Here is a 26,000-nt window from a genome sequence, read left to right as displayed (position 1 = left end):
ACGCTCTGGGTCTATAGCCCGTACTGTCCTCGGACGGCGTCACCGAGGCCACGGTCGTCTAAGATATCAAGTGGCGCGAGCATATCGAGCTGGACGACGCCGGGGAGCCGACCGATCTGGACACCGCCGGTAAAGGTACACCGCGCCCGGACCTCGCCTTCGCTCATATCGAGCAGCGTCGTCGCCCGGTCGAAGGCGTTCTGCGTGGCGTCGTTGACTGTCGCACCCGACCCGACCACCTGAATCGGTGCCATGTTTTCCTGTACGTCGACGCCATGCTCTGTACCGAGGTCGCGGCCGGCCTTGAGCTCGTCGTCGCTGTAGGGCTGGCTAATGAACGGGAGGTCTTCCTCGTTGGGCAGCAGAATGGGCCCGTCGAGTTCGAGCCCGTCGATGACTTCGACGTCCATCGTGACGGTCCCGCTCACGTCGGTCGTGTGCAACGAAAGCTCCCCGTCACCCTGGTTCGCGTGCAGGTCGCCGACGTAGACGCCGCCGCCGTCGATGGCGACCGGACAGATCAGTGTCGCACCCTCGCGGACCTCCGGAATGTCCATATGCCCGTCAGTCCGCTGTTCCAGGTCGGCCTCGGTTTCGACGCCGTAGTCGTGGTCGGCCCCGATGAGGCTCTGGCCGAAGTCCCCCGCGTTGTGTGAATCCGGCATCGTGACCGGTGGCGTCGTCCCGATGTTCCCGATGAACGGGCGGAGTCGGCCAAGCGTCCCGGGCATCCCGTCGGGTTCGTACAGCAAGATCGGATGCTGCCGCGCGTTCTCGGGGATGTCCATCACCTCATCGGCGTTTGTCGCTAACTCGTGTGCGCCGTCCTTGTTGAGTGTCAGTCCGACGGCGTTCTCGTGGTCGAACGCCACAGTATACCCGTACTGGAAACCAAACGAGGAGGCGTTTGCACCGCACTCGGCACACCGGATGGCATCCTCACCGATGCCCTCGACGACCGAATCAGGCCACGTCGTCCCACACTCCGGGCACCGATGATCGACGAACGGGTCATCCTGGAAGGCGCCGTCGCGTTCGGCCATCGACCCCGTACTTGTCGCCATACTCGTTACCTCGATGTCGCGGATGTGGATCGCCACGGCGTCGCCGACGCTTGCCCCCTCAACCCGGATCGGCCGTGTGACTTCGTGCCCGCCACGGAACGAGGGTGTGATCATCGGCCCCCAACAACCCGGCGGCGTGTACGTTGTGACCCGGCCACCGTCAGCGACTGTGCCGGCCCACTCTTGGTCGGGACCAACTAAGCCGAGCGTGTACTGGTCGACGTGTAGCTCCTCCTGGACGCTCTGTTGTGACATACTGTGTGTGTTATGTGCTACCGTAACATAACCGTAGTATCGAGTGAATGGGGTGGAGTCGGTTATTGGTTCAGAGCTGTTGTTCGGACCGGTATGCCGTGGACACAGACACCCTTACGTCAGGAGCGCTCGGCCACGCCGTCCGAGATTTCAGTGCCCCAGACACACACCATCTGTCACGAGCGCTCTGTACGACAGGTTGTTGCCACCCCATCTGTCACGAGCGGTCCCTAGTGGATAAACTACGCCCTGAGCGGATATTGTACAGTGTCTCGGAGATACTCGAAAAGCGAGATTCCTGCTCCAGCGCATCAAGTGCTTCCTCAATCCCGATGGCGAGATCGAATTCAAGATGGCGACCCTGTCGGTGGCCTTTGTTGATCTCTTGGGAGTCTGCGAATCCGTGGGTGGCCATCGCCTGTAAGTGCTCGTACACTTTGGTCGCATAATTTGATTGCATCTCGTCTCCATGTTTCATTCTTGATGTGTTGTCTCAGGCGAGTACACCCCTATCATGCAGGTATCTGTTCAGCCTTCGCCTGCTGAGAGTCAACGACAGGGAGAAGTTCACGAACTATACTTGATCGGTGCCCGGACAGTTGAAGAGACACTTTCGTATCTCTCGTTAGGAGAGAGGTAGGAAAATAATATACAGAAAATCACCAGACTGCTGTCACCTGTGTCGACCGCATCTTTGTTGCGATCAACTTCACCAGAGAGGGGAGTCGAAAGCTGCATGATGATCTCGGGAGAGTTAGTCTTGACATAGACCGACACCAAGCTGGGATATCATTGTACAGGGAACATAGTCCATCTCGTGGGGGGTGTCATATCTCACGCGCGTGCATCCTGCGAAAGGTCGAACAACAAATCACCGACAGCGAGTGCCAGCGCCCAAGTGGCTGTGGGGATGCCGAGATACGTCCCACTGGGGTCAATCACCCCACTGAGAATGAAGGCGATGAGCACGGCATTCGAGGGTGAGTGTTCGATATTGGCGTATGCCAGTGGCTGCCCACCGTGTTGCAGTTGGTACTCATCGTACAGGTCCTTTAGGACGGAGACGATCAAGATGGCCAACAGTAGCCGGTCCGGAAATGATCCAAGCCACAGGCTAATGCCGGCATACAGAAGCGCGAAGAAGACCGTAAAGGCCAGATAGTGCCAGAGTCGTGCGATAAATCGCTGACGTGCCGATTGTCCTAGCTGCTTTCGTGCCATTGACCCGCACTATATTGATACTACCCGAGATAGTATTCGACAGTCCGCTTGAGTCCTTCTTCGAACGAATATTCTGGTTCCCATCCGAGCGATTCGATTTTCTCTGTTTCAAGTGCATAGCGCTGGTCATGACCAGCGCGGTCATCAACAAACTTGATCAAATCGTCTTCCGCACCAACAGCGTCAAGAATCGCCTCTGTGACTTCGAGGTTCGTTTTCTCTGCGTGGCTTCCGATATTGTATATTTCGCCGATTTCTCCTTCTCGCAGAACCTTATCAAGTGCTCGACAATTGTCCTCTACGTAAATCCATTCGCGGACGTTCGACCCGTCTCCGTACACAGGGAGGACCTCACCCGAAGCAGCGTTCTGGATGAACTTCGGGATGAGTTTCTCAGAGTGCTGCCGTGGACCGAAGTTGTTGGATGTCCGCGTGATGAGGACTGGAAGGTCGTGGGTCGTCTGGAAACTTTGGGCGAGGAGGTCAGCACCTGCTTTCGTCGCTGAATAGGGATTACGTGGATTGAGGGGGTCGTCTTCGGAGAACTTCCCATCGAGGATCTGGCCGTATACCTCGTCGGTCGAAATCTGAAGGAAGCGCTCAATGTCTGCCTCATTGGCAGCATCAAGGAGGGTTTGGGTACCTTGGACGTTCGTTGTGACGAAAGGTTTTGCACCTTCGATTGAACGGTCCACGTGAGACTCCGCCGCAAAGTTGACAATTGCATCGACGTCCGAAACGAGATCTGTAACGAGTTCGCGGTCCCGGATATCACCCTCGACAAATTCGTGCCGCGGATCGTCTAGCACGCCATCGAGGTTGTCCTTCGAGCCCGCGTACGTCAACGCATCTAACGTGATTACCTCATCCTCCTCGTAATTATCGAGGACGTAATGGACAAAGTTCGAGCCGATGAATCCAGCACCACCTGTAACGAGAATTCGCATGCTATGAGTGTATTCGCAGTACCTATTTACAGTACTGTCGGAACAATACAGTATGCGAATCCTCGTAGTCGGTGCGAACGGTCTCCTCGGAAGTAACGTTGTACGCGCAGGGCAGCAGCGTGGGTGGACTGTCTGTGGAACCTATCACTCGACACAACCGGCGTTCGATATTCCGCTCACACAGTTCGATCTGCGTGAGTACGAGACATTCGATGAGATTCTAGCGGAATACGAACCGGAGGTCGTAGTGAACTGTGCAGCGATGACGGATGTCGATGGCTGCGAATCCAATCCCGAGCAAGCATACGTGCTCAATGGTGACGCACCCGGTGGACTCGCGTCTCGCTGTGAGGAGTTTGGTGTTGAATTCGTTCACATCTCCACAGACTACGTGTTTGATGGGAAGGACCGCGACCGGTACGATGAGTCCGCAGATTCCAATCCAATTCAGGTGTACGGCGAATCAAAGCTAGCGGGCGAGCAAGCAGTCCAGGACGAAGTAAAGGATGCGCTCATTGCACGGCTCTCATTCGTCTGGGGAATCCACCGAAGCCACGGTGATCTTACTGGCTTTCCGGCTTGGGTTCGTAACCAGCTGCAGTCAGGTGATGAGGTTCCACTGTTCACTGATCAATGGGTGACACCGACGCGAGCCGGCCAAGCCGCTGAAACGCTCCTTGATTTGATTGAGCAAGACGCAACTGGTCTCTACCATATTGCCTGTTCGTCGTGTATTACTCCCTACGAATTCGGAGAGGTGATCGCTGACTCAATTGGTACTAGTAGAGAGTTGCTCACTGAGGGATCTGTGAACGATATCGACCGGGACGCAACGCGCCCGACGAACAGCTGTCTTGCCATCCAAAAGGTTGAACCAACGCTCGAACGCTCCCAACCGACAATTGGAGAGGATGTCGACGCCGTCCAAGCCGCATTCCGCTAGATCTGGTAGCGTTCTCGGTTTTCGAGGAAGTGCTCACGCGCATCTTCAGGGAGGTTTTCGAAGCGGAGAACTTCGTGACAGTCGAGCCCAGGACACTTCATCACGCGGTTCGATTCGAGTTCGTTCGCAGCGACGACGGTGCCACAGGACGGACAGGTGTGAGTGGTGATGCGCATCGTTAGAGTTTGAGTTGGGAGTTCTCGCCAACGACGAGACGACGACCTTCCGGGAGGAGCTTATCTGCACTCCCGACGTTTGCGTTACGACCGAGCAGGCTATCGACGATCCGCCCATTGGCGGTTATCTCCGAATCACCGATAACCACGCTGTTCTCGATGTGGATGTCTTCCAGTGTTGAGTTGGCCCCAACCGATGTGTACGGACCAACGTACGTCCCGCTTTTGATGGTGGTGTTCTCTGCGATAGAGACCGGCCCTCTGACGACAGCGCCGTCCTCAATCGTTGATGATTCAGCGAGTTCGATTCTCCCATCAGTCTCTGCGCCGTCTTCGATAACGCCGGCTGTGTTCAGTTCTTTGTCTTCGAGGACGAGCCGATTCGCCTCGAGAATATCCTCAGGTTTGCCGGTGTCCTTCCACCAGCCCGTGACAACGTGAGAATCGATTTCGTACCCATCCTCAAGTAGTGATTGGATTGCATCCGTGATTTCGAGCTCCCCACGCCACGACGGTTCCAAGTTGTCTATGGCGTCGAACACTGCAGGCGAAAAGACGTACATCCCGATGAGCGCTAGATTCGTCGGTGGCTCGTCAGGCTTCTCAATGAGTTCTGTGACGTTGTCTTGATCGTCCACATCTGCGATACCGAATGCCTGTGGGTCATCAACTTCTTGGAGAGCAATTCCAGCCCCATAGTCGCCGTTTTCGAAACTTTCGACGAGTTCGGTGACACCAGACTTGAGAATATTATCCCCAAGATACATCACGAAGTCGTCATCACCGACAAAGTCTCTCGCACAACCGGCTGCGTGTGCAAGGCCTAGCGGATTCCCTTGGACGATGTACGTAATCTCTACGCCGTACTGAGACCCATCTCCGAGGAGTTCTTGGATTTCATCTCGGCCTTTATTTCCGAGAATAACGCCTATCTCAGTGATGCCAGCCTCCTTCAGGTCTTCAACGGCGTATTCGAGGACCGGTTTATTCGCGACTGGTACGAGCTGTTTGGGGCCAGTATGGGTGATCGGCCGAAGTCGTGATCCCGTTCCCCCAGATAGTAAGACACCTTTCATGTTTCACTTATGAGGTGGTTCCTCCCAGTCCAAAGGTATTTTGTCTGTGTCGTATGGAATCCGCTCTTCATCGGGATTCTCGTAATCGTAAAGTTCCGTAGGAAAGTTGATGAGGAGCGACGGCTCGTCGCCTATGGCCTTGAACCCGTGCCAGCACTTGCCCGGGATTCGGATCATCTGTTGGTTGTGTTCACCGATGACAAAGGTGTTTAATTCACCTTTCGTTGGAGAGTCTGTTCGGTCATCATAAATACCGACTTTGATGCGACCTTCAGGGCAGACAAAGTGGTCAATTTGCCCTTCGAGATGACGATGCCACGCTCTGATGACCCCTGGATAAGTCATCGAATAATAGGACATCGCTGGATTGATATCATATTGCTCCCAGTCTTCGCGGAATACTTCAACGAGATGACCGCGTTCGTCGGCGTTAACCTGAAGATCTTGAACTTCCACGCCTTCTATCATTACTTAATCTTATTTGTGATATATATATTAGTGTTTTGAATTCTTGAGAAATCGGTTAAAAGGATTATTGTGAGTATTATACTACGCTCTTCGGAAGCAGGTTGTTGGTCAGATAGAGCTGGTGCTGTAGAAGCGTAGCGGGCAAGGGTGACGCGGCAGCGTCACCCGATATGTTCCCATTCGAAGTGTTGAACTCAGAGGCGAGCGCCGCGAACCTGCTGTAGTACCTAGCGTAACTTTTGAAGATAACTGCCGAGATGATTGTCGATCCAAGAGGCCGCGAAACTCAGCTGAGCTGTGAGCTTCTCAAAGAGTTCGGTGAGGAGAGCGCGGTATTCTGCCGCGTTCTCCACAATCAACGGTGACGCTTCCCATTTCAGACTCTTCCAGACCTGCTCGATTGGGTTGAGATCCGGTGAGCCAACGGGGAGAAACACGAGGTCAATCCCGAGTTGATGGGCTCGCTTGCGTGTATACTCGCACACGTGTGAAGAGAAGTTATCCAAAACGAGCAGAATCCGAGCCAGCGGATTCTGCTCGCGGATCCCCTCGAGACACTCGCAAATTCGCTCTTTCTCCTGAGTGGTTGGAAACTGAAGTACACTCTCACCAGAGAGTGCATAGAACCCGACCGCTGGTTCGTCTAACTTCACCAGCGGTCGGGTGATGTGAGGGTCGTCGACGGTGTAGAGTCGCTATGAGTTGTCCCACGGTTGCGGATGCGATGTGTCGAGGAATCCAAGTACAGTTCCACCGTCCGTACGGATCTCTTCGTCAACGACCCAGCCTTCCTCGTCGTCTCCATCGCGGTTGTTGTGGGGCTCATCAGACCCCTCGTCGAACACGTCGCTGACGCGTTCGTCGAGGATCTCTTCGGCATTCTCTGGCCGTGATGGACGCTTAGTCCGTGGAATTGCGTAGGAGAGGCCGAGCTTTTCGAGGAATGTAGTGAGGTGGGCTGGGTGAAATTCAACGTCGAACTCCTCGTTGATGAGGTGCTGTATCTCCTGTTTCTTCCAGGGTTGGCCCTCACGGAGCAGGTCCAGGAGGCGTTCTCGTTGGGCTGGGCCGAGCTTCGGGGGCCTGCCGCCCCCGAAGTTCGGCATCAAAAGTCCGAGACCACCCTTGTTCCACCGACGAGCCCAGCGTGTTCCTGTTGCGGAGGACCTGCCGACGTCGTCGGCAGCGTCCTCCAGGGTCGCCCCCTTGTACAGCCGCTTAATGAAGATCAGCCGCTCAGTGAGTTTCTCATCCGTAGACTCTGTGAGGAGTCGATCGAGATCGTCCTCACTGAGGTGACGAACGATCTCTTTGCGGCGATCTCCAGACATACTCATACATCATATTCCACCTTCATAACTTCCACTAGCCACTAGAGCAGGTTCGCTGGCGCGATGGCCTCTATTGCCCGCACTGCCGGTCTGAGTCGGTGATTAAACACGGCAGCTATCGAACGTATCAACGGTATCTCTGTAAGGATTGCGACCGCACGTTCACCGACAAGACTGGCACGATGTTCGCGCACGCGAAGATCGGCCTCGACAAGCTCTTGTTCGCGTTCTACTCGTTTCTTCGGTTCAACACAAGTATCCACCAGCTGGACGCTGAACTCCCCGTTTCGTATCGGTCACTACGGCGGCGCGTCGAGCAGTTCGCCAGAACGCTTGACGCGCCAGCCATCAACCTCGTTGGCCCGGTCGAAATCGACGAAGTCTACGTGACTGCGGGGCTAAAGGGCCGCGAGCGCGATCAAGAGTCGCGCTCGCGTGGTCTGTCCACGCGTGGACGAGGATCGTACGATGGTGACAAACCACCAGTGTTCACGTTGGTCGATCGTGGCAGCGGTGAGAGCTACGTTGTCCCGGCGAAATCCGCTGACGAATCGACCGTGCGACTCCTCCTCAGCGACTGCGAGGAGGAGTCGATGACCGTCTATACTGACGGATTTCGAGCGTACGATCCACTCGAAGACGACGAGAACTACCAGCGAGAAGCGGTCATTCACAGCGAGGGTGAATACGTGGATGGAGACGCGCACGTGAATACCTGCGAGAGCCACGCGTCGCTGGCGCGACGGTGGCTCTCGCCACACCGAGGCGTCTCCAAAGACAAACTGACGCCGTATCTCAGAGCATTCCAACTTCGCCGACGAATCCTACGCAAACCCGGTCAAGAAGCGCTCAAAGAAATCGTTCGAACCGTCCTCTGATTCACCAACAACGTGCTTCACATGAGCGATTATACTATTATTATTTCCACTTCTATCAGACTGATGTTCTTAACCTTCAGAACCTGTTTTGATTATAAGCCTCCGATTGATTCCATGCAATATTGATGTAATCACAAAAAGTATTGACTTCCATCTTTTCGAAAAAGTCGTGGTCAGTCTTACTTGCCGACCGCTGTTTGATCCCAGAGAAAGAGTGTTTGCTAATGCGCCCTAACTGGCGGGTCACTTCTATTAACTCCTCTTTCTGCCCTAACATCCAGCACCAGTATAGGCTGCTGGCTATAATAAGATGGAGATTCCTGATTATTAATGCAGCTGGGTAATGCTTGAAAATTATTTTCATTCGGTTCTTCGATTGGTGTTTTATTTGAAATGCGTTTCGGTCGATATTAATATCATCCTTCGCCGATGCAGAGTATTTGTGATACACAATTGAGTCTGTGACCGCCTTCAACTCGTATTCGTGTTTCTGAAGCCGAATGGAAAATTCGAGGTCCTCACAATACATGAAAAAGTCGGTATCGAATCCCCCAATAGATTCAAATACTTCTGTTTTGGTCATGAGAGCACATCCGGATATCCAAGGTGTTTCAATTACAGAATCGTCGTCTTCAACTTCGTCCACAGTTCTGTTCTGCCGGGGATGCCAGCCGTAAGCTAAATTATCAAAATGGCCGATATCTCGATCGATTGTTGTTCGGTCGTGATAGAATCGAACTTGAGGGGTGACGGCACCCACCGATGGGTCACGTAATTCCTCAACGAGACGTGATATAGCTCCGTCCTCTATCTCCGTATCGTTATTTAAAAAAAAGACGTAGTCACCTTCGCTCTCCTTTGCACCGTAGTTACATGCTTTAGCGAAACCTAAATTGCTGTCTAAAAAGTGGTAATCAGTACTCGGAAACCTCTGTAACTTCGCCTGTTCCGCACTGGTTGAATCATTATCCACTACGTGGATTTCTATATTCTCGTAGTCAGCACCTAAGACGGACTGAATACAGGAGTTTGTGTAGTCACTCGTATTATAATTCACTAAAATAATCGACACCATCTCTGTCATCGATGTATATGAGAAGAATCTATGACAATAAAGTTATTGTGTCGGATTGAGATTTTCGTACTATGACAAAGAATATAGTGATAGTTACTATGGACTCAGTGAGAGCTGATCACACTACTTTGTTGGGATATGATACCAATACCACCCCTGAACTCAAGAGAATATCTGAAGTCAACTTCAATTCTGCAAGAGCCGCAGCACCTTGTACACCTCACTCTCTTCCATCAATGCTGACGGGACAGTTACCGATGAAGAACGGACTACTTGCTCTTGATGATGTCGATACCATCCCCTCGTACTTATCAGAGGCTGGATATCAGACTTGCCTTGTCAATTCTAATATACAGATACCACGGTTTAGTTATCATAGTGACTTCGACGATTACATAGATTTCACGAACAACATTGATGAGAAAGAATCGAGCTACATTACGGATTCTATTCTCGAACACGGGAAGCGACTTTTAGACTCAGGTGGATTCTCCGGCCAGGTCGGTGTTTTATTAAAAGACACATATCATAGATTCAATAGAATCATCCAACCGCACGAGAAAGACGCTGTATTGATTGACGCAGCGATCGACTGGGTAAATAAGGCGCAAGAACCCTATTTTCTTTGGGTCCACCTGATGGACACTCACTATCCATACGAATTCGACGCGAATCTCTTTGAGTTGGTATCTGATTTCGAATACGACAAGAACCGATATGCACGACTGCTAACGCGAGCAATGACTCATACTCGACAAGGCGATTTCATCTGGCAACTTGACAATGAAGAACGTCAATACCTCAAAGACGCTTATGACGCTAGCATCAGACAAGCGGACAAGAATATAGCACGTCTGACCGAGGCAATCGATCTCTCGAACACCCTCCTGCTTTGTACGTCTGACCATGGAGAAGAACTGTGGGAGCATGGTCACTTCGGCCACGCCGGTCGTTCTTCGATCCCTCGCGACATGACCCTATACGAAGAGGTTCTCCATGTCCCACTCGTCATAGCCGGCGATGTACCATCAAACCATCAGGAAAATGTCAACAGTCCAGTAAGTCTTACCGATATAGCTCCAACTGTTCTTCAGTCTGCAGGGGTCGAAATAGACGAAATCGATTTTTCCGGACAATCGATGCTCAATGGACACCGATCACCGGAGAGAACAATAATAGCACAGTCGACGTCTCCCGGTGATCCAGTTGATTTCAATAATGGGTCTGATACTCATTGGATGGGGGCCAGAATCATAGCTGATCAGAAAGTGATCGCTGACTCTAACGATGCGACTGAAATATACGAACTACCAGACGAGACATCAGAGTCATCAGACGCGCTCTCGGACGAAGAGATGGCGTCGGCAGTCCGAGAAATAAAAGAAAACGTCGAGTTATCCGCAGAGCAATCCGATCTAGAAATAGGCGACGATACCGAGAAACGCTTGAAGGAACTCGGTTACCTGGGGTAGATTCATCTGCAACTGGAGATGAAGCTATCCCCGGAATCGAAGACCAGATCTATCTCAGATGATCCTTCTATCGATGTACGTGTCGTCCCTTCCGTCGGTCGTGTCACGAGCGAGCCTAAGTGTAGGATAGCGGTGCGACGCATTCGTTCCGTCACGACATAGGTATCTCCGTACGCACACGCCCTTGACGGTTCAGTGTAGTACAACTGTACGACCCGTTGGCTTGACTCTTCCGTAGAGTACGCAGGTGCACTGGGTGGTGGTAGATATGTCGGTGATCGACCACCAATAGCGTAGTATGAACTCGCTGTCCCGAAGTCGGTTACGATCCTATCGTTATTGTAGTTATCCAACCAGTTTAGGGTCTTGTATTCATCTTGGCTAAAGGAGTTTACTTCTCCTACAGTCATCGGATTCGTGAAGGACGCTACTGCCCCGGGCAGAAGAATCAAAAGGAGAAACAACTTGCCCAGAGGTATGTCCCCACTTGATACTGTTAAGTCGCCCCAGATTTTATAGAATTTTGCGAGAAGAACTGGGAAAAACATCAAACCAAGTAGTGGTGGATTGATTCCGCCGCTCGGTGCGAAGAAAGGAATGATCATGACATACACTACTGCTTGCATACCGAACGCTACGACAATAATATCGAAGGTCTGAATTGCTTCAATAGAACGCGCTCTAAGCAACTTTTTTATGCGGTAGGCGACGACTGATATCGTTACTATACCGGCTATTGTAACCGATGCAATCACAAGAAATCTGAACTCGGTGGGAGCACCAGTTATGAGGTACGGAATGAGTGATTCGTGGACTGCGGCGGAACGGGTGATTGATTCCACAAGTGTAGATGGATTGATGGGTTCTGAGACGCTGGATGTAGCAACTGTGAATTTAAACACAACTCTCCCAATCCATGTGGATACAAAGAGATTGTAGGAAAAAATAATTAGCGCGACAAGGGCGGCACTTGCCAGCCCAAATATCTGCTTATTGAACACCTCACTCAATACAAATACGATTCCGAGGAACAGGAGAGCTGCAACCGGCAATGTATGTGCTGTGGTCGGGAGAACAGCTCCAAATATTAGCAATACACATCCGTATCTCACTTTCTCGCGCTCACTGAGAACGACGGTAAGGATGAGAAACAGAAGTATTGTCCATGCTAACCCGCCTCTATGTGCATTGGAAAACGTGTGGGGGGCCAGAAATTTATAAAAAACGGCTCCTGATAGTGCAATAGGGAACACTCGCTTATCCCCTACAAGGGTTGCAGCAAGCGTACTTTGAGCGAGGATCAGAGCAGGAGTAAACAATGGCATTCCTTCAAGTGTCACCGTATCGCTTCCCGTGATCAGTGCAAGGATTGCAACTATCAGAGGACTCCCGAAGTCGTCGAAAAATGAATTGACCCAACCTGTGAGGATTGAGTGATTGGCGAACTCCATACCCGAAGAAAGCTCACCCGTTTGAAGAATGTGGGTGGCGAGCATATCGCCCTGATAGCGCCAGTATGGATCCAAGGGGACAAGCGTATTGCGCATATGTAACTGGGTCAGGAGAAATAGAATAGACAACAATAGGAGGTAACTAAGGCCTCGCTGAAGTTGATTCATTTATATCCTAGTTGCTCTAGACGCTCTGAAACAGCGTCGTCGACTTTCTCGACTTGCCCTTCGGTCATAAGTTCGTCCATTAGATTATCTCGAGAAGCTATACCATTAATTTTTTTTCGGGCCGAATCGGTGTCTGGATCTATTAGCTCAATCTCTTTCGTTTTCAGGTTCAAAATCCCGAAACAGTCATTTGTGATGATTGCTCTGTATCCTTCGTCTGGCACCCAGTCAATTTCTTTTGATTCGTGTGTTCCGAACGACTCAGCGACGACATACTCTCGGCTCGGCAATGAGAGCGAGTGTAAATCTATTGAGTCTGATACTTTGTCGATCAGTTCATAGATGTCAATGATACTCACGGGATACTCTGGTTCTGACATATCCTCTCCTGCTGGTGGCTTCACGATAGCAGGAATTTTGATAAGTGGTTTATACAGGAACGTGCCGTGGCCCCAGTAGTCGTGCTCACCAAGTGCCTGACCGTGGTCCCCCAGCACGACTAGTAACGAGTCCTTGTACAATCCCGCATTCTTGAGGTGGTCGATAAACGTACCGATTGCCTGATCTAAAAAACGCACGTCGTTTGCGTAAATACCAGACACATTCTCTGGATCCGGCTGTGATGAGACACCGACACTTTCCAGATTCCACGCAATGTTTTCATTTAATCTCGATTCTTCCGTATAGGGTTCGTGAGCATCCATATAATTCGCGAAAAAGAACCGAGGCGAGCTAGAATTGTCAATCTCTTCTATTGCTCGGTCGGTAAGTTGTTCCGCATTCATATATGGAAGCTGATCCGATAAGAGAGAATAGATTGAATTCCCAAATCTATTCAATCGATTATCTGAAAAAATCCACTTTGCTAACTCCAAGTACGATCTCGAAAAGGATTTGGTATCGATCTTCTTGATTTCTTTTCGAGGATCATTACTATTGAAAGGAAGATCCGGAAAACAGCCACTGAATCTATCAAAGCCCCGATCGTATTCGAAGTCCTTCGTAATCCACGGGTTTGCCGAAATACCGATAGTTTGGTATCCTCGAGATCGAATCCGCTCAGCTAATGGATTCTTACAATCGAAAATCCGCTTCTCACCACCGATACCACTTTCAGATGGTAGTGTGTCGGAGAAAAGTGATCCGTGGGCAGGTACTGTCCACGAACCAGTCGAATATGTCTCGTTAAAATAGATCCCATCATTGATGAGGCGCTGAAGATTCGGGGTGTTGGAACTCTCATTACAGTCGGGATCCACATAATCATATCTCAAAGAATCAAGTACGAGTAGGAAGATGTCAGGCACTTGCATAGGAATTGTATTAGGGTGGTCTATAATATTACTTTTGAATTGGCAGTTAATACGCCCCCTATTGCAGAATCCCACTCAGACTAGATCTGAGATCTCGTAACAGCCGACGTTCCGTTTCGCTTCCGCTCATTACCAAAGCAGAGAAGAGAGATGTGGAACCCACTATAATTGAGAATATTATAAGTGACATTATTGAATCAGATAGTATATATTTAGCCACAAATCCTATGGTAACTACGGATATTACCATGGTAATGTTATTCCTAGATATTGGATGCATTTGTAATTTCCAATATGTCACTCCTACCTCAATTAGGTTGAAAACAGTAAATCCAATGGCCGTGGCTATTGCTGCTCCCTCCATACCGAAGGTGGGAATGAGAAGGAAGTTGAGAACCAAATTTACGATTAGAGCTGCCGCAGAGGCGTATAAGTCAACAATTGTTTTGGATATTGCCTTAATCATAGCACCGTTTGGACCAAAAAAGGTCCGAAGAAAAACGCCGATGGTGAGTATAGACAAAGCGGTCCCACCGCTAGAGAACGACGGTTTATATATTATGCTTAAGATGGTATCGGCGTATCCAACAATGATGACTGTAATCGGGATAGAGAAAGTAATTATCCACTTTGTGCATATTTTGTATATTTCATTCAAATCTTTTAGCTCCCTGTTATCGAACATCTCGGATGCCAAAGGAAGATACAGAAATGTGAATGATGTTAGTATTATTACCATCGACATCGCTATCGGCTGAGCTGCCTTGTAGATCCCGACTGATGTCGTAGTGAGAAAGACACCGATTAGTATCACGTCAATGTTCGACATTAAAACGACGAATCCAGATTCAACGGAGAGTGGCCAGGAAAATTTGAGTACTTCCTGGTAATCGCGAATATCCGGGAGGCATATATCTATTTTTTTTCCCGACAAAGCGAACATAGCTAATCCCGTTATAATAGCTATTAACGGGATAAGGCACCAATATACAAAGACTCCGTCCAAAGATCTCCAATTGAAAAACCATACGATGAGAAAAAGTAGGGCTATGGTCTCGGCAATAATATCCCTTGAAACAGTTGCCTCGAAAGATAGTTTGTGTCCTCGAAGAGCACCGACAACGGATTTCGATATTCCAAACAAACAGGCGAAGACTGCGAAGGGAAGTAAAATCTCTGCTAATTGAGGTTCGTCAGTTAATGTGGCTAGTTCCTCTCGGAACAAAACGAGTAGTAGTAGTCCAAACAATCCACCTCCTACAGAGAACGTTAGGCCGGCAATGAGAATACGGTCTTTTTTTCCAGAGTCGAACTTCGGCAACAGACTGGCTAGACCATTTGGAATTCCGATGACAGCTATGAGACCAACTATCATGGCGATAGTATAGGCGAGCATTACAGTGCCAAACTCCTCGCCGTCTAATCCTCTAGCCATTACCGCGAGGGCTGCTATACTTGCGAATTTTCCAAACACCCTACCAAAAAGAATAATTCCAGATGAAAAGGCGAGCGCATTGATTCGAGACTTCAGGCTGCTCATAGATTGATAATCCGTTCAATCGAAACTCGGGACAAGCTCATTCTTTGTATCCTAGCGCACTCAACCGACGTTCAATTTCCTCATCCACCTCATCCTCATCAGTTGACTCGTCACCACTTTCCTTTCGAACTCGGTCGTTTACGTGTTCCTCTAACTCGTCTCGGAGTGAGCGGTCCGACCATTCCTCAAACTCAATCGATCCAGTCTCGCGATCACGTTCACAGAAGCAAGCCCCCTCACGGGTTCGAAGTGCATATCGTCGAATATGGCTGTCCTCATCCTCGCCGCGAGCCTGGAGAAACACTGTACGGTCATCTCCGAGTTGGTCTAATAACGACACGCGCTCAGAATCAATATCCAGTCCTACAGTTTGTTCGAATGTACTCACAATATCTAACGTACTTACTGGCGTGGATATCGTTCTGTTCGTCCCTCTTGGTTCTCGAACGAACAATGGGACGTGCGTGATTTCATCGTGTAAGAAGCGTGGATGCTCGTAGTACCCGTGTTCCCCAAATGCATCACCGTGGTCAGCCGTTACGACAAGTAGTGAGTTTTCCAGCAGGTCTCGGCGCCGAAGCTCTTCGAGGAACTCACCGATACGCTCGTCATTGTATCGGATTTCAGCGTCGTACAGATCGATCAGTAACTGACGCTCTTCATCGGTAATCGATTCAGGGTCGTCAATGGCCCGTTGATACAGTGACTGTGCATCGCGACCAGACACCGTTCTATCTGCATACAGCGTTGCGTACTCACCTGGTGGTTCATACGGCCCGTGGGTGTCCATGTAGTGGTTCCAGAGGAAGAACGGCTCCTCCTGATCTAGCGAATCAAGCCACTCCAACGACCGTTCGTTGATCTCTTCAGCCCGGGCGTAGTGGCGATTGCGTAGCTTGTCGAAGGCCCGCTGTGCCAGCGCCACTAGCTTGTTTTGTCCCAAGTGGAGATCGTCATCGAAGTGGTCGAACCCTTCGTCAAAGCCGTAGGCACGCGAGACGAACGGATTTGAGTGAAAGCCCGCTGTCGCATAGCCTTCTTGAGAGAGTGTCGATGCAATTGTCTCCGTGGCGAGCTGGTACTTCGAGTCAACTGCCACATCAGGGTACTTCCCTGTCAATAGTGCTGGCACTGCCTCTCGTGTGTGCGAACTAGCACTGTACGCGTTCTCGAAGCGAATGGAGTCTTCGGCGAACTCGTCAAGTACAGGTGTTGTCTCCCGATGATACCCATAACAGGAGAGATGGTCCGCACGGAGCGCGTCCGCAGAAAGCAGAATGACGTTCCGCGGGGAATCAGTCATATGAACGACCATTTTTGTCGTGATGATTTTATTCTTCCGAAGACGGTAGGAACTACGCTTCAGAGTGGGCCAACCCGCGCTAAAAATTTGCTCTCACTCTCACTGGGTCGTTGACGAGCTCGAATAGGCCATTCTTGTCTAATAGTGTGATTCAGCCGGTAGGCATGCGGCTTTGGGGTAAGACTCCATCCACCTGTCATCTAGGTTTTAGACACTCTCAGAGATAGAGGGGACTGACATTCACCAGAATTTGTTATGTTGGACTCTGATTTAATCGCATAAGAGCCACTCTCCCGATAGTTTGGCTCTCAGTTTATGTTAGTATGGGTGAATTCCGTCATAGCACACTTTCCCGATGTTGAAGCGGAGTTTTCAATATGCCACCCAATGAGTCATTTTGCAACACAGTATGAATGTCTGTTTTATTAGCAATGTGATATATCCCTTCGTCACTGGCGGTGCCGAAAAGCGGATTCACGAAATCGGCACCCGCCTTGCTGCCGACGGCCATGACGTAACCGTCTATGGGCGACATTTCTGGGATGGGCCGAAAGAGATCACACACGAGGGGATGACACTCCGAGCAGTGAGTCCCAACCGCGAACTCTACACAGATGACGATGGGCGACGGTCAATCGGCGAAGCGCTAGAGTTCGCAAAAGACGTGGTGATCCCATTGCGGCGCCACATAGACGAACACGATGTCGTCGTTGCGTCTGTGTTTCCCTATTTTCCGGTCCTGGCTAGCAAGCTCGCGGCACTCGATACCGACACCCCGCTCGTAACAACTTGGCACGAAGTCTGGGGGGACTACTGGGACGGGTATCTCGGGCATCTAGCACCGTTCGGCAAGGGCGTCGAACATGTCACTGCTCGTGTCCCACAGCATCCAATTGCTGTCTCGGAACTCACCGCGGGTCGTCTGGGTGGTATCGGTCCTGAACGCGACCAGATTCGGACCGTTCCGAACGGGATTGATTACGAGCAGATTCGAGACACACCCCCCGTTGAGGATGGGTTCGATGTCCTCTTCGCAGGGCGATTAATTGAGGACAAGCGAGTGGATGTCCTCCTACGAGCGTTCGACCAAGTTGCGCCAGAAGAGACCACACTCGGGATCGTCGGTGATGGCCCGAAACGTACGGAACTCGAAACGCTAGCTGATTCGCTATCTGTAGCTGAGCAGATAACATTCACTGGCTTCCTCGAGGAGTACGACGACGTCCTGGCACAGATGCAGACAGCCCGCATCTTCGCGACACCGAGTACGCGTGAAGGCTTCGGGATTACGGCTGTTGAAGCAATGGCAGCGGGCTGTACAGTCATCGGCGCAGATCATCCGGACTCGGCAGTTGGTGAGGTCATCGGTAATGCTGGATTCCTGGCCGACCCGACTGTCGACGGTGTCGCCGACGTACTGGACCGTGTTTTGGCCGGTGCAGAGCCCACAACGAAGCCACGACAGCGCGCACAGAGGTTTGACTGGGATCAAGTAGCCGAGGACGCTCTGGACGCGTATACGGCTGCAGCGGCTGGCGAGTGGTGAAATCGGCAGAAGTGGAGCGTGTGTCAAGAGGTGAGACTGATGATCGGTGGTAATTCGATTTCGCTGTATATGGCGTGTACATAGCCGCGGGACCGATACAGCGGCGGCGTTTTTGCCTCCTCACCGAAAAAACAGCGCAGCAGACGTGAATTTCTGGTCGATGCTGGTGGGTTCCCAACTGGACAGTATCGTCTTGATTCCCAACGATTGGTCTGTCACGAGTCAGACCCACGATGTTTTTGAAACGAAAGCGAACAAACGTAGCGTATGCGACGATTGGTCCTCGCCGTATGTCTCGTGTTCCTCCTCACAGGATGTAGTGCACTCTTGAGTGACAGCCCACCGCCGAGCGACGAGCGTGCCGTCGCGGCCATCGAGGAGGCGAATAGTTCGATAGCCGCCGTCGACACGTACAGGTTCGAGATGGATATGCACGTGACTGCGTCGGATGGCGATCAGTCGCGAACGGTAAGAGTCGACGGAGCGGGTGCGGTGAACGTCTCCGCAAAACGGATGCAGGCGACAACACGGATGCAAGACCAGACAGTCAAGTCCTACGTCGACGGCTACAGAGCGTATCAGGGCTGTCAGGACCCATGGGGCGGATACGCTGTCGAGAACGTCTCCCGCTCCGAACCGTGGGCGACCGCGACGCCGCTCCATCGGCAAGTGCTGCTGTTTGAACGCTCGAACGTCTACTGGCGGGGCAATGAGACGCTTGACGGCAACCGGACTGTTCTCGTCACGGCGTCCCCGAGCGCTGACACCATCGAATCACTGATGAATCGTCGACAGGCTGGCGACGTGGCGCTGGACCGCGGCTCGCTTGAGAACGCGACAGCACGACTGTGGCTTGACCCGGATACGAACCGCCCCGTACAGTCGGAACTTAACATAGAAATCTCACAGCGCGGAGCGACCGCAACCGCGACGATTACCGTCCAGTACAGTGAGTACGGTGAACCAACCACCATCTCGATTCCGGCAGCCGTGTATGACGACCCCTACGAACTCGGGTGTCCCGGTGCAGGCTGATTCACTCGACGACAGTACTGCTGCCACTCAAAACGGCGAAGTTGGTCGCTCAGTCCGTCCAGTCCTCGTACAGCCCGCGTCCGACCACACCGAGGCCGACGAGCGTTATGAGGTTGAGGAGGAAGCCACCGACGACTGGAATCGCGAAGGGGACGGCGAGTAACAGTCCGCCAGCGACGCCGTCTGTTGCGCTAACGGTCCCGTCATTGCCGATGACCGAGTTACCGACCCAGACGGCAGTAATGCCGGTGCCGATGATACCGAGGATACCGATGAGGAGCAATCCGGGGATCGAGATCAGCGCGCCGATAACTGTCAGTGCGAGTATCACCAGCCCGATGGGGACGAAAATGCCGACGAGGATACCCCAGCCGATTGCGCTGCCGGGGTCGTTCTGAATCTCTCGGACGGCGTTAGTCGTGTACTTCGGGCCGATAGCGGCGGCTGCGGCGCCCAATACTGCGAGAATGGCGAACCCGACGCCGAACCGGATGACGACGTTAAGGGCCGGATCACCGACGCCGCCTGAGGCCGTAGACTGTGCTGTTGCGACCCCGGAGAGCCCGAGTACGGCGAGCAGACTCCCGAGGCTACTGACGGCATGCTTGGAGGGCATAGTAGCATTTGTCCCGTTTCAACTGTGGTTGTAAACCTCTTCTGCATGTGTAGAATTTGTCATAGTAACGCTACCGTGTGTGGTGCTATTTCGGTGAGCGTCCAGACAACGGCGAAAAGAGCGGACAAAGCCGGCCGATGGCGGACGGAGCGGTGGTTTCAGTAGCGTATTGGACGGCTACGCTTTCGTCAGTGATTCGACAGAGGTGCAGTCGGACCACAGCACAACCCGAGATCAGTCCAACATTCCGATCCGATCCGCAGTAAAGCCAAACACGTCCTCGTAGCCGTAGGCTGAGAGTAAGACCGGATGGAAGGGCTCTTCCGCGACGACAGTTTCGTCGTCGGCTGCTGCCACGGGGTCGCCTTCGGGTACCGGTTCGAAGTTCCGGACGAACACCTCGTACTGTTCGGCCGCTGCCTTTGGAATCGGCTCGCCGAGTTGGAACACTGGCAGCGATTCATTGCGTTGGGGCGGTGACTCAGCGGTGACGCCGGTGGCGGAGAGGAACTCGCGGATGACCTGCGCTGCGTTCTCAGCGGCTTCCGCGGAGCCCTGATAGCCACATTCGACTTCGAGCACGGAGTCCACTGTCGCGATCATTCGCCCCTCGTTTGCCCCTTTCGTCTGCACGACGGCGTCCACGGAGAGCGAACTGCAAAGGGTCTCCATCTCTGGCGTAAGCTCGTCGACGAGGGCGAACATCCCGTCGTAGGACTGCGTGGAGTGCAACGAAAGCACGGTGCAGTCACGGAGTTCTTCGGCGATGGCCGCAGCCAGCCGCGTCTCACGGGACTCACTGTCAGCGTCGCCGGGGAACGAGCGGTTGAGGTCCGTATCGAGATACCGCTGGTTCGCGTCGAGGGCGGCTTCGTTCGCGATAATAAACTTGACAGGGCGCTCAACCGCAGGCGGGTCGGCAAGGACGGCTTCGATGCCGTCCCGGCCGCACGGTTCGTCGCCGTGGATGCTCCCCACGACGGCGATCTCCGGAACCCCGTCTCCCAGTTGCTCGATTCGCATCTACCCGTGATACCACCTCCAGCCTTTAGAATTATCCGGATTCAGTCAGTGTTCGAGCGACTCTGCGAACTCGATGTCCTCCGGGCGACACGTCGGGTACTCGCCGTCGAGACGGATCTGCCAGCCGTGCAGTGCCGACGGGTCTGACAGCGCGTTCGTTACCGTCGTCCGCACATCTAGTAGGTCGACGCCGTAGTAATCGTTGGGCACGCCACGGAAGTACTGCAGTGACGTACGAAACAGCGACCGCATCCCGTCGTCGTCCTCGAAGTCGAAGTGCTTGTACGCGCCGGCGGCGACCTGCACCATTCCATGGAGGAATTTGCTCTCCGTGTTCCCGCGGCCGTAGTTGTACCATTCGTCCTCGAAACAGTCATGTGACTCGTGGAACTCGCCGGAGTTATACAGACGGACGCCGTGGACGACGGCCCGCCTGAGCGTCTCGTGTTCCCATTGTCCGTCGGCTCGCCAGCCCGAAGGGTTCCCGTCGGGGGCCTCGACGGTCGGGTCGCGCGTGTGGTCGTCCATACCTACGCTACTTCCTCATGGCGGGTCAAACCACCGGTTCTGCCGGCTATCGTCTCCACTGAGAGTCAATATACTCCCAACCTCACGCCGGTACGGTCAGTGCACAAACGTTTTTAATTGATGACATAGCGCCCCATTGCCCTGAGTTGCTTCCGTACGACATTTATACTGTACCACCATGTGTACCGAATGCAACACGCGTGCGAGGGTAGCCAAGCCAGGAAACGGCGGCGGACTCAAGATCCGCTCCCGTAGGGGTCCAAGGGTTCAAATCCCTTCCCTCGCATCGTATAGGGGCCGCACAGCGCGGCGCCGAAGGATGCACACGGAAGAGTTTGAATGAGAGAAGGCGGGGCGGTTGCCCGCCTCCGCGTAGTTCAAATCTCTTCTCTCGCACTGTTGGGCCGACACGGTCCCTCGCAAACAGTGAGCGGCCATCGTCACGGTCGCGAGCCCACCATCGACCCCGATGGTGTCTCGCTGCGAAGACGATGGCTGATCGGTGCCGGAAGACTCGCACGGAGCGATCTTCCCTCGCAATTCTCCGACCCGATGTGCCAGAGCCGTGTCTCTGCGATGTAATCAGCCATATTCTGGTTCCTGCGCTCCGTCCCGACTGGAGTCCGGGGACCGTCAGCCATGTCACAACCCGTCCGAAAACGGATCGATGTCATGTTTCCGAGTGCCCCGTGGGCTCGAAATCGCGGTGACACACGTCTGGGCAGCCCTCGGTGACCGCCCTGTGACGCCTCCCCGATGAAGCCAGCTCTCTAATGAATTGTGCCAGATCAGTTCAGTAATTACAACTCTAAACGCGGGCTACGGTTGCTAAGATATCACCTATGCTGTTTTAGTTTCGGTTAATTACCATCTTATTTGCGGTAACTTATCAAAAACAAATAATTGTAAGAAATCAATTCAATCACGTCCATGTTTGCGCGTAGTCTCTGTTTAGAGCAATTCCAGAGTCCCAACTGATGTCACTGCACAAGAAATATATTATAGAGAACAGTAATTTTTCAGTAATGGTAAAAACACCAATACTAAGGACGACTGTTCTCTTCGTGATGGCAGTCGCGGTGGTACTCGCTGGTCCGTTAGCAGTGACGTCCACTGTCGGGGCAACCCCCGTTGCTGAGAGTCAGTCGGTTTCAGTGACCGAAAACGTCGACGTGTGGGAACGGTCCCCGCTCACGCTTCGAACGACCTCGGAAGGGCCGACCACGATAGTGGCACCGCAGACGTTCATCAATGTCGAGTCAGCTGCGACTGGCGACTTACCGCTCAACAAGCGGACGATGACGATTCACGAGCGCAACGAGTCGATAAACCTGTCCTTCGAATCCCGGATCGGTGCTGGGACGAGGGCACTTGCCGGCGACGAGGCGCAACTGCTGGCTGTCAAAGTAGATGAAGCACCGACCACTGCTGGGGTAAACACAAGTAACATTTCCGCCGCTTCCCTCGACGATGTCTTCGCAAACAACTCGAATATCACGTCGTCGGAACTACTCGACGACTCAGAGGGCGTCGGGGCGATAAGTGCGGAGGGTGAAGTGAACGCCTCATACACTCCTGAGTCAGGCGGCGCATACGGCTTCGTTCTGGTGACTGTCGACGAGGGTGATGAAGGGCTATCGGTGTCGGACGGAAACGTATCTGTCAACGGTAACGTGACCGTTGTCGGCGTCGAACAGGCCGTGGTACAGGACAACGCCTCGAACGTCGAGCGGACACAGAACCCGGTCAATCCCGGTGATAACGTCACACTGAATGTCGACACTGAGATCGAAGACGAAAACGTCACCCACGCGGTCCTGCTGGTCCGACAGGGTGAACTCCAGCGGCAGTCGAGTACGGTGACCGTGTCGGGCGAACTGAACGAGAGTTTCTCGACGGACCAGATCACTGTCGAGAACTCCTTCGACGGTGTCAGCGGCGTTGCGACGGTCGGCGACAACACCAGTATCGCGGGTGTCAATCTCTCCGGGAACCAGTCGATTCCCGCAATTGGGTTGCAGGGATTGTTCGGCACACTGATTTCCGAAGCTGAATCGGATGCCGAGGGCGACGTTATCCATGCTTCTGCGACACTCGCCAGCGGTGACTCTGACACCAACGTGACGGTCCAAACACTGGATTCCTGGCCAAACGGTGCGTATCAGTACGTCCACGTTGCAGTCGGCACCGAGTCCGGGAGCATCAACTCGGATACCGGAACAGTGGCTCTAAGTCCGGGCGGCGGTCCTGACAACGGTGGCGGTCCGAGCAACGGCGGTGGTCCCCCGGATAACCCTGCCGGACCAAATGATGCTGGGGACGACGATGAAGGCGAAGCAGATAACTGACTGAGCGGCGTTCACTGGCTGAGTCCACCGAATACGGCACGTATTTGAGCACCGAAGCTTGCGGAGTTTACTCGGTGGCGCGGCCGAATATTGTCCAGTTGGTGTTAAATCCCGGTTTGCCGTCAATCACTTACTATCAAAATTGAACCATTTTTAACGGTCTTCACAAATACGACTAGGGTAACTTATCGAGACACGTCCACAATTCGCGCTGTAAAGCCCACAGACGGTGCCTACGGACTTTGTAACACTCAGATGACACCGTGTATCGTCGAATGTCACTGCATAAGGATTATACCGCGCCCATCCGAAAAAATTCAGTAATGTATAAACCAACAAAAGGAAAACGCACTGTAATTTGTGCGATTACAGTGCTGCTGGTGTTAGCTGCCCCCTTGTCGGTCACGTCGGCGGCAACGCCAGTTGCCGATGGGCAAACGACAGCGGTGACGGAAAACGTGGATGTCTGGGAGCGGTCACTGCTCCCGCTTCGAACGTCCTCCACCGGGCCAACGGCGATAGCTGCCCCGGAGACGTACATCAACATCGAGTCGGCCCAGACCGGTGACGTACCACTCAACAGGGAAGAGTACACGATCCACGAGACGGGCGAGTCAGTTGATCTGACGTTCGAATCAACTACCGGGGCTGGAACGACTGGACTTGCTGGCGACGAGGCGCAACTGCTCGCTGTCAGGCTCTCTGAGAGCCCAGATGCGGCCGGGTTTAGCGACGGAAGCGTCAGAACCGATCTAGCTAGTATCTTTACGAACGACTCCAACGCCAACTCGGTCGAGCTGCTAGACGACGCGGAGGGTGTCGGTTCGATAGACGACAACGGTGTGCTCGAAACCTCGTACACACCTGACTCGGGCGGTGCCTACGGCTTCATTCTGGTCACTGTCGATGACGGACAGGGCCTGTCTGTTTCGGACAATAACGTCTCGGCCGACGGGAACGTGACCGTCGTCGGCGTCGAACAGACGCTGGTTCAGGAAAGCCCGTCCACGGTCGATGCGACCTCCGACGATGTCGCCGTTGGCGATAACATCTCGCTCGATATCGAGACCGAACTGGAAGACGACTCTGTGACGCACGCTGTGTTGGTGTTCGACGAGGACGAACTGCAACAGCGGACGAGCACCGTCCGGGTGACCGGTGATATCGATGAGAATTTCTCGGAAGATCAGGTCACGGTCGAGAATTCCTTCGATGGTGTCAACGGTGTCTCGTCGACAGATGATGACGCCTCCCTCATTGGTGAGGACTCGACGACGGCAGGGGCGATGCCGTCAGCGGGACTAGTTGGGCTGTTCGGGTTCGTTCTCTCCGAAGCATCGCCGGAGTCGACCGGGGACGACGTGATGCATGCCTCGGCGACGACGGTATCTGGTCCCTCCGATACCACCGTCGACGTCGAAACACTCGACTCTTGGCCAAACGGGACGTACACGTACGTTCACATCGCTGTTGGCGAAGACTCGAACGAGATCAACTCCGCCACTGGGACGGTCACACTGTCACAGTCGAACGAGACCGATGGTGACAGCGGTGGCGACGACGATGATAACAACAGTGGTGGTGGCGACGACGATGATAACAACAGTGGCGGTGGCGATGACGATGATAACAACAGTGGCGGTGGCGACGACGGTGATAACAACAGTGGCGGTGGCGACAGTGGAGACGACAACTCCGATAGTGAGGGCACTGAGGACGAAGTGACGACCGAGGGTGAGGACCAAACTGCCACGGACGACGGCACTGAAACGGTCGAAACCGAGGACGAGGATGAGCAGACGGAAACAGCCACGACCGCAGGTGGTGGTGGTGCACAGCAACCCGACAATACGGACACAACTGGGACGGAAGGCTCAATTGAGACCACGAGTTCGAGTGGCCCCGGATTCACCGTGCTCGTCGCGGTGCTAGCATTGCTAGGTGCCGGATTCTTGGCACGTCGGAACTAACGAACTTCCACAGTTTACGCGGCGGTCTCGGCTATTCTTTGGGACGGTTTTCTTTCTTGCCGTGTCCCCATTTAGAGCTACTTTCCGGAGTAGCTGAACTATCCTGTCGCTAGTGGTTGCAGATGTATTGTTGCTGAAAAAGGTAATTTTATATCAGTTTGCGAATAACATGGATGTGTAAGGTACATACAATGGGGGACTACGCAAAGCCATCTCGTGCGGCGAAACTCAAGTGCATCACATGCAATTCACC

21 protein-coding genes, 1 tRNA gene and 2 pseudogenes are annotated in these 26,000 nt (G+C 53.0%); 8 read left to right on the top strand and 16 right to left on the bottom strand.

Annotated elements, in window-relative coordinates:
* Positions 1 to 11 precede the first annotated feature (11 nt).
* From Har1129_RS06425 to rfbB, 4 genes are all read right to left on the bottom strand, one after another.
* A complete protein-coding gene (locus Har1129_RS06425; protein WP_151099908.1) occupies positions 12 to 1,319 on the bottom strand; it encodes an acetamidase/formamidase family protein in 1,308 nt (435 codons plus the stop codon).
* A 217-nt stretch (positions 1,320 to 1,536) separates the two neighbouring features.
* Positions 1,537 to 1,797, bottom strand: coding sequence for a hypothetical protein (locus Har1129_RS06420; protein ID WP_151099907.1), 261 nt, complete (start codon positions 1,795 to 1,797; stop codon positions 1,537 to 1,539).
* Between the two features lie 356 nt (positions 1,798 to 2,153).
* Entirely contained in the window at positions 2,154 to 2,540 is a 387-nt protein-coding gene (locus tag Har1129_RS06415; RefSeq protein ID WP_151099906.1) for a hypothetical protein, read from the bottom strand.
* 20 nt (positions 2,541 to 2,560) lie between these two features.
* Complete coding sequence (rfbB, locus tag Har1129_RS06410) at positions 2,561 to 3,487, bottom strand: dTDP-glucose 4,6-dehydratase (protein WP_151099905.1); 927 nt, start codon at positions 3,485 to 3,487, stop codon at positions 2,561 to 2,563.
* Between the two features lie 52 nt (positions 3,488 to 3,539).
* Between rfbB and rfbD the strand changes: the two genes are divergently transcribed.
* Positions 3,540 to 4,430 carry a dTDP-4-dehydrorhamnose reductase gene (gene rfbD / locus Har1129_RS06405; protein WP_151099904.1) on the top strand — a complete coding sequence of 297 codons (891 nt, stop codon included), beginning with the start codon at positions 3,540 to 3,542 and terminating at the stop codon, positions 4,428 to 4,430.
* Here the strand turns inward: rfbD and Har1129_RS06400 are convergent.
* The 4 genes and pseudogenes from Har1129_RS06400 to Har1129_RS06385 form a co-directional block, all read right to left on the bottom strand.
* Positions 4,427 to 4,606 carry a hypothetical protein gene (locus tag Har1129_RS06400; RefSeq protein WP_151099903.1) on the bottom strand — a complete coding sequence of 60 codons (180 nt, stop codon included), beginning with the start codon at positions 4,604 to 4,606 and terminating at the stop codon, positions 4,427 to 4,429. The genes rfbD and Har1129_RS06400 overlap by 4 nt on opposite strands.
* Positions 4,607 to 4,608: 2 nt before the next feature.
* The gene (locus tag Har1129_RS06395) at positions 4,609 to 5,682 is read right to left on the bottom strand and encodes a glucose-1-phosphate thymidylyltransferase (protein WP_151099902.1); all 1,074 of its coding nucleotides are present in this window, start codon (positions 5,680 to 5,682) and stop codon (positions 4,609 to 4,611) included.
* 3 nt (positions 5,683 to 5,685) lie between these two features.
* On the bottom strand, positions 5,686 to 6,150 hold the full coding sequence (locus Har1129_RS06390) for a dTDP-4-dehydrorhamnose 3,5-epimerase family protein (protein ID WP_151099901.1): 465 nt from the start codon (positions 6,148 to 6,150) through the stop codon (positions 5,686 to 5,688).
* 227 nt (positions 6,151 to 6,377) lie between these two features.
* Positions 6,378 to 7,481, bottom strand: a pseudogene (locus tag Har1129_RS06385) (IS630 family transposase).
* Between the two features lie 41 nt (positions 7,482 to 7,522).
* Between Har1129_RS06385 and Har1129_RS06380 the strand changes: the two are divergent.
* Positions 7,523 to 8,359 (top strand): annotated as a pseudogene (locus Har1129_RS06380) (IS1595 family transposase); the annotation flags it as partial.
* A gap of 76 nt (positions 8,360 to 8,435) precedes the next feature.
* Here Har1129_RS06380 and Har1129_RS06375 read toward each other — a convergent pair.
* Positions 8,436 to 9,443 carry a glycosyltransferase family 2 protein gene (locus tag Har1129_RS06375; protein WP_151099900.1) on the bottom strand — a complete coding sequence of 336 codons (1,008 nt, stop codon included), beginning with the start codon at positions 9,441 to 9,443 and terminating at the stop codon, positions 8,436 to 8,438.
* A gap of 62 nt (positions 9,444 to 9,505) precedes the next feature.
* Here Har1129_RS06375 and Har1129_RS06370 point away from each other — a divergent pair, with 62 nt between their 5' ends.
* Positions 9,506 to 10,906: a sulfatase gene (locus tag Har1129_RS06370; protein ID WP_151099899.1), complete on the top strand. Its 1,401-nt coding sequence runs from the start codon at positions 9,506 to 9,508 to the stop codon at positions 10,904 to 10,906.
* Between the two features lie 2 nt (positions 10,907 to 10,908).
* Here Har1129_RS06370 and Har1129_RS06365 read toward each other — a convergent pair whose 3' ends face one another.
* From Har1129_RS06365 to Har1129_RS06350, 4 genes are all read right to left on the bottom strand, one after another.
* Positions 10,909 to 12,357 (bottom strand): hypothetical protein, encoded by a 1,449-nt coding sequence (locus Har1129_RS06365; RefSeq protein WP_151099898.1) that lies wholly within the window; start codon positions 12,355 to 12,357, stop codon positions 10,909 to 10,911.
* A 164-nt stretch (positions 12,358 to 12,521) separates the two neighbouring features.
* The gene (locus Har1129_RS06360) at positions 12,522 to 13,838 is read right to left on the bottom strand and encodes a sulfatase-like hydrolase/transferase (protein ID WP_151099897.1); all 1,317 of its coding nucleotides are present in this window, start codon (positions 13,836 to 13,838) and stop codon (positions 12,522 to 12,524) included.
* Positions 13,839 to 13,896: 58 nt separating this feature from the next.
* Positions 13,897 to 15,378, bottom strand: a complete 1,482-nt coding sequence (locus Har1129_RS06355; protein WP_151099896.1) for a flippase — start codon at positions 15,376 to 15,378, stop codon at positions 13,897 to 13,899.
* Between the two features lie 37 nt (positions 15,379 to 15,415).
* Entirely contained in the window at positions 15,416 to 16,681 is a 1,266-nt protein-coding gene (locus tag Har1129_RS06350; protein WP_191906135.1) for a sulfatase, read from the bottom strand.
* Positions 16,682 to 17,090: 409 nt separating this feature from the next.
* Between Har1129_RS06350 and Har1129_RS06345 the strand changes: the two genes are divergently transcribed.
* Together Har1129_RS06345 and Har1129_RS06340 are read left to right on the top strand one after the other, a co-directional pair.
* Positions 17,091 to 18,227: a glycosyltransferase family 4 protein gene (locus tag Har1129_RS06345; RefSeq protein WP_151099894.1), complete on the top strand. Its 1,137-nt coding sequence runs from the start codon at positions 17,091 to 17,093 to the stop codon at positions 18,225 to 18,227.
* A 267-nt stretch (positions 18,228 to 18,494) separates the two neighbouring features.
* A complete protein-coding gene (locus tag Har1129_RS06340) occupies positions 18,495 to 19,262 on the top strand; it encodes a hypothetical protein (RefSeq protein WP_191906136.1) in 768 nt (255 codons plus the stop codon).
* Between the two features lie 49 nt (positions 19,263 to 19,311).
* On the opposite strand, the gene Har1129_RS06335 is transcribed toward Har1129_RS06340, so the two are convergent.
* The 3 genes from Har1129_RS06335 to Har1129_RS06325 form a co-directional block, all read right to left on the bottom strand.
* On the bottom strand, positions 19,312 to 19,878 hold the full coding sequence (locus Har1129_RS06335) for a hypothetical protein (protein ID WP_151099893.1): 567 nt from the start codon (positions 19,876 to 19,878) through the stop codon (positions 19,312 to 19,314).
* 234 nt (positions 19,879 to 20,112) lie between these two features.
* On the bottom strand, positions 20,113 to 20,901 hold the full coding sequence (locus Har1129_RS06330) for a succinylglutamate desuccinylase/aspartoacylase family protein (RefSeq protein WP_151099892.1): 789 nt from the start codon (positions 20,899 to 20,901) through the stop codon (positions 20,113 to 20,115).
* Between the two features lie 45 nt (positions 20,902 to 20,946).
* Positions 20,947 to 21,429, bottom strand: a complete 483-nt coding sequence (locus tag Har1129_RS06325; protein ID WP_151099891.1) for a DUF309 domain-containing protein — start codon at positions 21,427 to 21,429, stop codon at positions 20,947 to 20,949.
* A gap of 202 nt (positions 21,430 to 21,631) precedes the next feature.
* Between Har1129_RS06325 and Har1129_RS06320 the strand changes: the two genes are divergently transcribed.
* The 3 genes from Har1129_RS06320 (at position 21,632) to Har1129_RS06310 (ending at position 25,747) form a co-directional block, all read left to right on the top strand.
* Positions 21,632 to 21,715 (top strand) — tRNA-Leu (locus Har1129_RS06320).
* A 781-nt stretch (positions 21,716 to 22,496) separates the two neighbouring features.
* Positions 22,497 to 23,777, top strand: coding sequence for a PGF-CTERM sorting domain-containing protein (locus tag Har1129_RS06315; protein ID WP_151099890.1), 1,281 nt, complete (start codon positions 22,497 to 22,499; stop codon positions 23,775 to 23,777).
* Between the two features lie 323 nt (positions 23,778 to 24,100).
* Positions 24,101 to 25,747, top strand: coding sequence for a PGF-CTERM sorting domain-containing protein (locus tag Har1129_RS06310; protein ID WP_151099889.1), 1,647 nt, complete (start codon positions 24,101 to 24,103; stop codon positions 25,745 to 25,747).
* The last annotated feature ends 253 nt before the right edge of the window (positions 25,748 to 26,000 follow it).

Origin of the sequence: Haloarcula sp. CBA1129, from assembly GCF_008729015.1 — an archaeon.
Taxonomy (GTDB): domain Archaea; phylum Halobacteriota; class Halobacteria; order Halobacteriales; family Haloarculaceae; genus Haloarcula.
The sequence above is the reverse complement of the archived record's forward strand: the minus strand, read 5'-3'. Positions and strand labels throughout refer to the sequence as shown.